The sequence below is a fragment of the uncultured Thiothrix sp. genome, from assembly GCF_937876535.1.
GTDB lineage: Bacteria > Pseudomonadota > Gammaproteobacteria > Thiotrichales > Thiotrichaceae > Thiolinea.
The window spans coordinates 1-7,440 of sequence record NZ_CALFHZ010000004.1 but is presented as its reverse complement, the minus strand read 5'-3'; the positions used below and the strand labels follow the sequence as shown (position 1 = coordinate 7,440).

Annotated in this window: 15 protein-coding genes; 1 reads left to right on the top strand and 14 read right to left on the bottom strand. The window is 42.7% G+C overall.

Translation table 11 applies throughout. The annotated features are described in order from the left end of the window. From Q0230_RS01350 to Q0230_RS01310, 9 genes are all read right to left on the bottom strand, one after another. A partial coding sequence (locus Q0230_RS01350; RefSeq protein WP_298607383.1) for a hypothetical protein occupies positions 1-208 on the bottom strand: 208 nt, incomplete at its 3' end. Continuing rightward, a complete protein-coding gene (locus Q0230_RS01345; protein WP_298607381.1) occupies positions 205-474 on the bottom strand; it encodes a hypothetical protein in 270 nt (89 codons plus the stop codon). The genes Q0230_RS01350 and Q0230_RS01345, both read right to left, overlap by 4 nt. Beyond that, positions 471-653, bottom strand: coding sequence for a hypothetical protein (locus tag Q0230_RS01340; protein ID WP_298607379.1), 183 nt, complete (start codon positions 651-653; stop codon positions 471-473). The genes Q0230_RS01345 and Q0230_RS01340 overlap by 4 nt, the downstream gene beginning before the upstream one ends. Further along, positions 650-976: a hypothetical protein gene (locus Q0230_RS01335; protein WP_298607377.1), complete on the bottom strand. Its 327-nt coding sequence runs from the start codon at positions 974-976 to the stop codon at positions 650-652. The genes Q0230_RS01340 and Q0230_RS01335 overlap by 4 nt, the downstream gene beginning before the upstream one ends. A gap of 452 nt (positions 977-1,428) precedes the next feature. Continuing rightward, the gene (locus Q0230_RS01330; protein ID WP_298607376.1) at positions 1,429-2,106 is read right to left on the bottom strand and encodes a hypothetical protein; all 678 of its coding nucleotides are present in this window, start codon (positions 2,104-2,106) and stop codon (positions 1,429-1,431) included. 83 nt (positions 2,107-2,189) lie between these two features. Then, a complete protein-coding gene (locus tag Q0230_RS01325) occupies positions 2,190-2,423 on the bottom strand; it encodes a helix-turn-helix domain-containing protein (protein WP_298607374.1) in 234 nt (77 codons plus the stop codon). After that, on the bottom strand, positions 2,416-2,691 hold the full coding sequence (locus tag Q0230_RS01320) for a hypothetical protein (RefSeq protein WP_298607372.1): 276 nt from the start codon (positions 2,689-2,691) through the stop codon (positions 2,416-2,418). Before Q0230_RS01320 ends, Q0230_RS01325 begins: the two co-directional genes overlap by 8 nt. A 110-nt stretch (positions 2,692-2,801) precedes the next feature. Then, positions 2,802-4,253 (bottom strand): hypothetical protein, encoded by a 1,452-nt coding sequence (locus Q0230_RS01315; RefSeq protein WP_298607371.1) that lies wholly within the window; start codon positions 4,251-4,253, stop codon positions 2,802-2,804. A gap of 17 nt (positions 4,254-4,270) precedes the next feature. Beyond that, positions 4,271-4,456: an Arc family DNA-binding protein gene (locus Q0230_RS01310; RefSeq protein WP_298607370.1), complete on the bottom strand. Its 186-nt coding sequence runs from the start codon at positions 4,454-4,456 to the stop codon at positions 4,271-4,273. Positions 4,457-4,806: 350 nt separating this feature from the next. Between Q0230_RS01310 and Q0230_RS01305 the strand changes: the two genes are divergently transcribed. Next, positions 4,807-5,355, top strand: a complete 549-nt coding sequence (locus tag Q0230_RS01305; RefSeq protein ID WP_298607368.1) for a recombinase family protein — start codon at positions 4,807-4,809, stop codon at positions 5,353-5,355. Positions 5,356-5,522: 167 nt separating this feature from the next. Here Q0230_RS01305 and Q0230_RS01300 read toward each other — a convergent pair whose 3' ends face one another. The 5 genes from Q0230_RS01300 to Q0230_RS01280 all read right to left on the bottom strand — a co-directional run bounded on the left by Q0230_RS01300 (position 5,523) and on the right by Q0230_RS01280 (position 7,200). Then, the gene (locus Q0230_RS01300; RefSeq protein ID WP_298607367.1) at positions 5,523-5,876 is read right to left on the bottom strand and encodes a type II toxin-antitoxin system HicB family antitoxin; all 354 of its coding nucleotides are present in this window, start codon (positions 5,874-5,876) and stop codon (positions 5,523-5,525) included. A gap of 79 nt (positions 5,877-5,955) precedes the next feature. Continuing rightward, the gene (locus Q0230_RS01295) at positions 5,956-6,201 is read right to left on the bottom strand and encodes a type II toxin-antitoxin system HicB family antitoxin (protein WP_298607365.1); all 246 of its coding nucleotides are present in this window, start codon (positions 6,199-6,201) and stop codon (positions 5,956-5,958) included. Positions 6,202-6,245: 44 nt separating this feature from the next. Continuing rightward, positions 6,246-6,674 carry a putative toxin-antitoxin system toxin component, PIN family gene (locus Q0230_RS01290; protein ID WP_298607363.1) on the bottom strand — a complete coding sequence of 143 codons (429 nt, stop codon included), beginning with the start codon at positions 6,672-6,674 and terminating at the stop codon, positions 6,246-6,248. Then, positions 6,667-6,870 (bottom strand): hypothetical protein, encoded by a 204-nt coding sequence (locus Q0230_RS01285; protein ID WP_298607361.1) that lies wholly within the window; start codon positions 6,868-6,870, stop codon positions 6,667-6,669. Before Q0230_RS01285 ends, Q0230_RS01290 begins: the two co-directional genes overlap by 8 nt. Before the next feature lie 45 nt (positions 6,871-6,915). Next, positions 6,916-7,200: a hypothetical protein gene (locus Q0230_RS01280; RefSeq protein ID WP_298607359.1), complete on the bottom strand. Its 285-nt coding sequence runs from the start codon at positions 7,198-7,200 to the stop codon at positions 6,916-6,918. Between the last annotated feature and the right edge of the window lie 240 nt (positions 7,201-7,440).

The window sequence follows — 7,440 nt, the reverse complement described above, 5'->3', positions numbered from 1 at the left end:
AAATAGCCACGGCTTCATTAAAGGTGCTGAACACGTTATAGGTGAAAAAGCAGTTGAAGCCCGCGCTGGCAAACAGTAGCGGCCATTTGACCATCAAGAGGAGGGACGCATTCGCGGGTTCGCCACTAGCCAGACGTTTGGCGTAGAGGAATAAAGCCAAGGCGGCAAGGATAATGACCGCTAGGGCTATCAGGATGAAGGTGTTCATGCCTGCACCTCCTGCTGAGCGCGCTTGCTGGGTTGGTTGCTTTCTAAAAACTCTTGGTACAATTGATTTTGGAGCTTTTTTGCAGCGCTCATTTGCGCCCACGCTTTATCGGTGGCAAGGCGGAGGCCGTGGGTGACGTGATCAATTTCAGTGAGTTTGTGTTGCTCAATCGAGTCAATCGCCAGCCACAGTAAGCTATAAATGCTCTCTAAATCGTCGTGCAGACGTTCAACGGTGCAATGGCGATCAATGCTTAAGGGGTTCATGCCTGACCTCCTTGGTGACGGCTGGCACTGGATGCACTGAACAGGTTTTGTTGCTTCATCCATTGCATCCACAAGTGAGCACGTAGGCCATTCACGCGCTCCGGTTGGGCATGACTTAAACGGCTGCTGATGCGCTGTTGTGCCTTTTGCAGTTTTTGGTCAAAGGTATGGGCTTTCATGCTTGCACCTCCTCATTCACACGGCTATTCAAGCCCAATTGCTTGCACCAGATGGTGATGGTTTCGCGGTGAATGCCCATGAGGCGGGAAACTTCGGACAAGTTGCCCTTCGCTTCGGCAAAAAATAAGGGGAGGATGGCTTGGTGGAAGGCGTTTAAAAGCCGGTGATAGGCTTGACCTTTGCCCTTGGTAGATTTGTCAGTGTGTGCTTGCTGGATTGCATCTAAGGCGTGTTGGAGAGAAAGAAGGCAAATAGATTCAGGGTTTAAGCCCTTCGCTAAGTGTGCAGGCGCACCGATAGCGGGTGTATGCATGTTTTGCATGGCGTTGTTCTCGTCTGATTGTTTAATGTGTTGGCAGTTATAAAGCTGCCGAGAGCCATTAAGCGTCCAAACGGAAACGCTGCAAGTATTGCCGCGAAGCGGTGTTGTATTCCTTGCTACTCTCGGCAATTCGTTAGAATCGTCTAGTGTAGCGGAAATAGAAAAACCGCTCATAGGCGGTTCAGTGTTCTTTACATTGCCGCCGCTTGTTTGCTTAATGTTGTGCCGAGTGCGTTCACTCGGTACGTGTTTAAGGCTAGCAAGTGATGGTTTTACCGTCAAGGGAAGATTGGCGGATTTTTCGGAATTGCCATATTCGTTTGAGCGCATATACTTACACCTTGTAAGTTCTAAAAATTATTCATTTTTAAACCCGCTCAAAAGGCGGGTTTTTCTTTTCTAGGTGTTTTTATCTCAAACAATGCATAAGCAGTTCATCAGGAAAATATTCGCTAAATATTTTCCCACGTTTTATGTATATGATTTTTTTGAAAAAATACTGAATTAACGAAAGACTCACTTTCCTTCAAGTAAAAACCACCATCTTTAAAGAAAACCTGAATTACTTTGCCCCCATCATCTAAAGTCTCAGGCTTAATTCGACCAACTCTCACATAACGAGCAATAGTCTCAATAACTGCCAGCAACTCTTCCTCACGCTCTAAACCATAGTGAACAATCTTGATATTTTGCTCTTTAAGGTAGTCAATTCCTTTTTTGTAACCATTCCAAGCAGCTACTACACGATCAACCTCGGTTGGATCACATCGGCACCACTTCGCTATATGCCCTCTCATAAATGCCTTACCACCACGCATTGGTTGACCTTCCTCTACCCAGTCAATCCATAGCGCTAAAATATTTTTATTTCTCTCAAGTACATGCTGTGTTTTTCCTCTAGGTCTACCTCTTGGTTTTTTGAGATTTTTTTGATTTTCTGGAATTTGTATTTTGCTTTTTAGCTGCTCTATTTCGAGCAGATGAACGCACTCTAGCCGTAGCAAGTTTGCCGCTTCGTCAATGGATGCTTCACCATTTTTTACTTTTGTGAGTAATAGCTTGATTAGCTCCTGCTCAGTGGCAGGTAAATTTTCAATATCGGGGTTGATGATGCTTTCATTAGATTGCACAATAGGTAGTCCTGAATCGATATTTCAGTAAACACAAAAAAGGAGAGTTCGCAGCTCTCCTTTTTAATTTTATATACAAACTTCTATAAGACTTGTTGTCGGTATTTTCTTAGTGTTTCCGCTCTTAATCCCAGCAATTGTGCTGCACGCCGATAGTTACCTTCGGTTTCCTGTAAAACATGAATGATTAACTCTCTCTTCAATTGCATCAACAACCTTGGGTACAAGTTCCCACGATCATATTTAAAAACCTCTTGCTTAGCTTCATTAATAGCCAGCTCCAGTTGCACTGAATTCAGTAAAGCAGGTTTATCCATACGGGGCTTGCTCCTGCTCAATGAAAACCAACTGACTAGCATAGCTTGCGCCTAAATCATGCTGGAGTGTTTCCCAAATAAAATCCGCTTCAGCCGCTTCATAACCCAGTGCTAATAAAGAACTATGAGCTACTGGCGTTAAATCGCTCAGCTTTAATAAATCAGACCGACTTGCAGTGAAGAACAAACTAAAGGGCTTTAACCACGTAAGCGGCCACCATGAAACCTTACCTTGCTGCTCACCAACGAGGGAGGAAGATGTAATCATTCACTTAATTACCTGCATTAATCTTTAAAAAGAGGTAGCTACATTAAGCCACCTAAAACCAAGGCAAACACAAACCCTTAATTAGCGAGTACTGCTGTTATAAAGCAGCACTATGGATTATTGCGAGCTACACGCGCTGAAGCGTTATACACAACAATACTGGTGAGTCCCCCCTTCAAAGGTTTGGGAGTAAGCAATGCTATAAACTGATCACCATAAGCCTCTTTCCGACCTGTAAAGCGCCCATGTTGATCACGTTGATTTTCTAATTGTCCCATCGTCCAAGGTTTAACAATTTTTAGGCGAGTCACTATCTCACCGATCATCACACGACGATCACCTAACCAGAGATTAGGTGCACTGGTTTTCCAGTTAGGCACACCCTTTACTAAACCCAGATTACCTGTCACGGCCAAATCAGTAGCAACTACTCGATTAGAAGCCTGAAACTTTTCAGCTTGTTCAATTTCAGTCATTAGTACACCTGACATCAAACCAAACATCGCCTGATGCAGGCGACCATCTTCAATTAATGTTTTTCGTAAGGCATAAACTCTTAAGAAATTATCCCAGTGTTCTTTAGATTTAACTCCTGCAGGTACATCCATATCAAAATAATCAACATTAGTAACTCGGCTATAAGCAATCGTCCAAGCTTTACCTGTTGGATCAATCAAGTTACCACTATGATCAACCAGATATATCTCACCAATATCATAGTTCAGCACATAATAAATACCTGACGATAAAACTAAATAAGACTGATACTCTTGTATTGCAACACCATCAATGGTGACCGTAACTGGATTTAAGGTGTTTCCAATTTGGCTACCCTCCAAACCACGAATCACTCTTGGTCTACATACTGTCGTTACTTTCTCACCCAACAATACGATCTTAGAACTATTACTCTTATCGCTTAAATCTTCCACTACAGGCATAGCCTGCCACTCGTCTGAGGCTTGAACTTGCTCATTAAAAATTAGGGTATCTGTATCTTCACCTATAATACGTGCTGCATTTTTTAGATTTTCAGTAACAATATCCCAATCCATTTTTTTATTAGTAGCTAGATAGTTCAGCTCATCTGATACTTCAAAACTTAGTTTTTGCGGGATGGGATAAGCTATTTCCGTCCCCTGAGCTAAGCCAGAACGACTAATTCCTGCACCTTCATAAGTACGAACACCATTATAGCCAGCGATATTCTTACGATAACTATACGGTATGGCATAAGAAGCCGAGAAATCATCTACATTCGCCTGAACAAACTGTGCACCGACAAGATTATAATAAGCCTCTCGAACTAAAGTTCTTTCAAATATTGCTGGCATGCTACTATCTGATGTTGTGCCATTTCCTCCAGAAGAAAGTAGTCTAGATTCATTTAACAAACGGTTATAATTAGCCTTATCAAACAACTGCAGAGCACGCTCAGCTAATAATTTATTTTCACTACATAAACAGCCATTGGTGGCACGAAAACGCTGTGCAGGCGACATCACATTTAAGCCTAAGCGTTTATCTATTTCTTGTTGAGTTGTTTCTATTAATTGACTCATTATTATTCCCCTTAGGTTCAGAATGGCTCTAGGCCGTTATAGGCTTGTGATGACTGTGTGCGGTTTCTCTCACGCTTTAAGATTTGGATAACCTCAGAACTCATACTGCGACCATGCTCTTTAGCCATATTTTTGAGCCATGCTCGTAACTCTTCACCCAAATGAAGTGCAAGTCTTGGATTTTTTGCTTTATTTTCAGTCATTAAAGTACGCCCTTTGATTACTAAAAACCCATTAAACAACAGCAGACTATTGCATGTGCTGACGTTTTTTAGTGTTCATTCGGCCATTACACAGTAAGTAAGTGGTGCATGTGTGAACCCATGTAGATATTCAAGTACCCAGCTTTAGCAAGGCAGAGGCCAACCCTCTTGCCGACCACCCACCCCTATTCAAGCTTGGTAAGCGGTGCCCTCACCCTGTAATACCGTCTACTAATTTATAAATTAATAGACAGCTATTTCAGCTATAAAATCACCGTCTATTAAATCGTTTTCAGGTATTTAATAGACTATACTGTCTACTAATCGAATTTAGAAACAAGGAAAACACTATGAGACTCTTTGGATATGCACGGGTAAGCACTAGCCAGCAATCACTAGAAATACAGCTAAAAGCTTTAAAGGATGGAGGTGTAACAGAACATAGACTATTCACAGATAAGGCTACTGGAAGCCATACAGAGCGCTCTGGACTAGAAGCACTGAGACAGAAGGTAGAACAAGGGGATGTGATCTTAGTCAAGAAGCTAGACCGCTTAGGTAGAGATACCGCCGATATGGTGAATCTGATTAAAGAGTTCTCTAATCAAGGGGTGAGTATTCGCTTTCTGGATGATGGCATTAGCACAGAGGGTGCTATGGGTAAGATGGTGATTACTATTCTTGCTGCTGTTGCTGAGGCAGAACGAGCACGGATACTAGAGCGTACTAATGAAGGACGTTTAGAGGCCAAAGCCAAGGGTATTCAATTTGGGCGCAAACCCAGCATAGACAGTGCAAAGGTCAAGCAATTGCATGCTGAAGGTGTAGGTGCTACCGCAATAGCCAAACAAATGAAAATCGGGCGATCAACTGTTTATAAACTACTCAATTATAAATAGAGTCTAAAACCTTTTTACAGGTTATGCATGTCAGCGAGTTATACGACACATTTATGTACTGCCGTTTTTTCCAGCAGTTTTATACACTGACATAAACAGCCTACAAACGCCGTCACATAAGGGTTTCTCACTTTTACATAGGGACGCATTAAAGAAGTTATACGACACTATTGAGCGGTAAGCGATTGCTCAACGACCTGTATAAACCAACTATTCATGCTGATACCTTGCTTTGCTGCCTGCTCAGCAACTTGCTGGTGAAGTGTGGGGGATACTCGAATGCTCAACACACCTGAGTAAGTTTTGGGGAGTTCTTCAACAGGCAATGGACATTGCAGGTAGCTATCAACGGTTTCATAAAAAGGCAGCTCTAATGCCTCTAAACTATCCCCTTCAAAATCCAAAACAACTAACTTGTTTCCACAAGCCTCTTCAAGCCCCAAGAGCCTACCTTGATACAGCAAGGTTTCTTTATTCAGCTCCACCATCAGCATGCAGCCTTTGTATCTTAAAATATCCATATCCATCACCTAGCCTATTGAAACGAAAAAGCCGGATTGTGTCCGGCTGGGGTGGAAAGTTGAAAAATCAACGACCTGTTCAATGACTGAGTGGCAAAGCCTGATTCAAAGCTTGACGGACAAAATCATTCAAACTGATCCCTAACTCCTTGGCTTTTAACATCGCGGCTAGGTGCAAATCATGCCCAACTCGTACATTAAAACTCCCCTTACAAGGTAGTTCTGGTTCATAGCCTTTAGCTTCACAGCCTGCTAAATAATCATAAACCGCCTCTTCAAATGCAGCTTGGAGCGCCTTTACCGTTTCACCTTCATAGTTCACCACTTTTTATGAATTCTGGTTCACATCGTTTACTGCTTCATTCCGCTTCACAGGGCTACTTCCAAATATAAACTGCTATCGTGAGCATTTAGAACGGGAATACCTTGATAGGGATGCAAAACCAGCAAGTCCTTATCGCCTGTGACTAATAGATCGGCATTACCGGCAATCATTAGCTCCAGAAACTTATTATCTTTTGCATCTCGACAATCGCTAATGACTAGATTAACCACGACCTTTTCGGCCAACTGCTGCAATAAACTAACAAACACTTGACCTTCTTCTTGTGAAAAATAAGGTCTAAATTTCTCGCGGCTGCACTTGTCCATCAGCTCTTCTAAGGTAGCACTCGACACTAACAATTGATGATGTTGAAGAATATGCGTCAATAACTTACCGGGTGTTGATGAGCGTTTCATGAGAAAACTCAGCAATACATTGGTATCCACCACCACACGCAATGAAAGCTCAGTCATTCAATAAATCGTCTAGTTGTTGATCTGTTAGCTCAGGGTGTCGGTTACTCACCTGCTCACTTAAACGGTTAAGCTGTGCCAGTGCTTTACGCCGCAGCCATTCACGCCGAATGGCTTCAATCAAAAAACTACGTTGATCAGGGAGATTGTTGACCAAAACCAACACATCATCCGGTAAATCAATCGCTAAATTCATCGTTTTATTTTCCTATCCAAATTTTAGCTGAAAGCAGATTCATCGCTAGTCATGCACTGCTTCATTCAAAGCCTCCATAATCACCGACTCACTCACACCACGGCGCTTGAGGCTGGAAACTAAAGCGGTCACAGCGTCATTGTCCAAGCGATCAAGATCACGCCGTAGACCTTGCCCAACATAGGTTTTTAGTAAACCTTGATAACCCGTAAACCCTAAACTTGGCGCAATCCGCTTGAGGTCTTCTACCACATCAACGGGCATACGCAAGGTGATCGTTGTCATCGGGCGTTCTTTGACTAAGCGATTTTTGAGCACTTCAATTTTCATAATATTCTTGTTCCTTCCGTGTGGCTTTCGTGGCATTCCATACAAAGGTAATACCATTTAAGGCATACACAACATCCATTAGTTATAATGCTCGTATTGCTTTTGTAAATACATTAGCAGAAGTTGCTTAACTTTGCCGCGCCTTAATCTTTTCCGCTGCCCACTGGCGTTCGGGTTCACTCACTACCCCATTCATTACCCCCTCCAACTGATAGCGATCACCACCTTGTAGTAAGGCCG

Coding starts and splice junctions, on each gene's coding strand:
- Q0230_RS01345 (WP_298607381.1), bottom strand. CDS start 474: ATGAACCCCTTAAGCATTGATCGCCATTGCACCGTTGAACGTCTGCAC.
- Q0230_RS01340 (WP_298607379.1), bottom strand. CDS start 653: ATGAAAGCCCATACCTTTGACCAAAAACTGCAAAAGGCACAACAGCGC.
- Q0230_RS01335 (WP_298607377.1), bottom strand. CDS start 976: ATGCAAAACATGCATACACCCGCTATCGGTGCGCCTGCACACTTAGCG.
- Q0230_RS01325 (WP_298607374.1), bottom strand. CDS start 2,423: ATGGATAAACCTGCTTTACTGAATTCAGTGCAACTGGAGCTGGCTATT.
- Q0230_RS01320 (WP_298607372.1), bottom strand. CDS start 2,691: ATGATTACATCTTCCTCCCTCGTTGGTGAGCAGCAAGGTAAGGTTTCA.
- Q0230_RS01315 (WP_298607371.1), bottom strand. CDS start 4,253: ATGAGTCAATTAATAGAAACAACTCAACAAGAAATAGATAAACGCTTA.
- Q0230_RS01310 (WP_298607370.1), bottom strand. CDS start 4,456: ATGACTGAAAATAAAGCAAAAAATCCAAGACTTGCACTTCATTTGGGT.
- Q0230_RS01305 (WP_298607368.1), top strand. CDS start 4,807: ATGAGACTCTTTGGATATGCACGGGTAAGCACTAGCCAGCAATCACTA.
- Q0230_RS01300 (WP_298607367.1), bottom strand. CDS start 5,876: ATGGATATTTTAAGATACAAAGGCTGCATGCTGATGGTGGAGCTGAAT.
- Q0230_RS01290 (WP_298607363.1), bottom strand. CDS start 6,674: ATGACTGAGCTTTCATTGCGTGTGGTGGTGGATACCAATGTATTGCTG.
- Q0230_RS01285 (WP_298607361.1), bottom strand. CDS start 6,870: ATGAATTTAGCGATTGATTTACCGGATGATGTGTTGGTTTTGGTCAAC.
- Q0230_RS01280 (WP_298607359.1), bottom strand. CDS start 7,200: ATGAAAATTGAAGTGCTCAAAAATCGCTTAGTCAAAGAACGCCCGATG.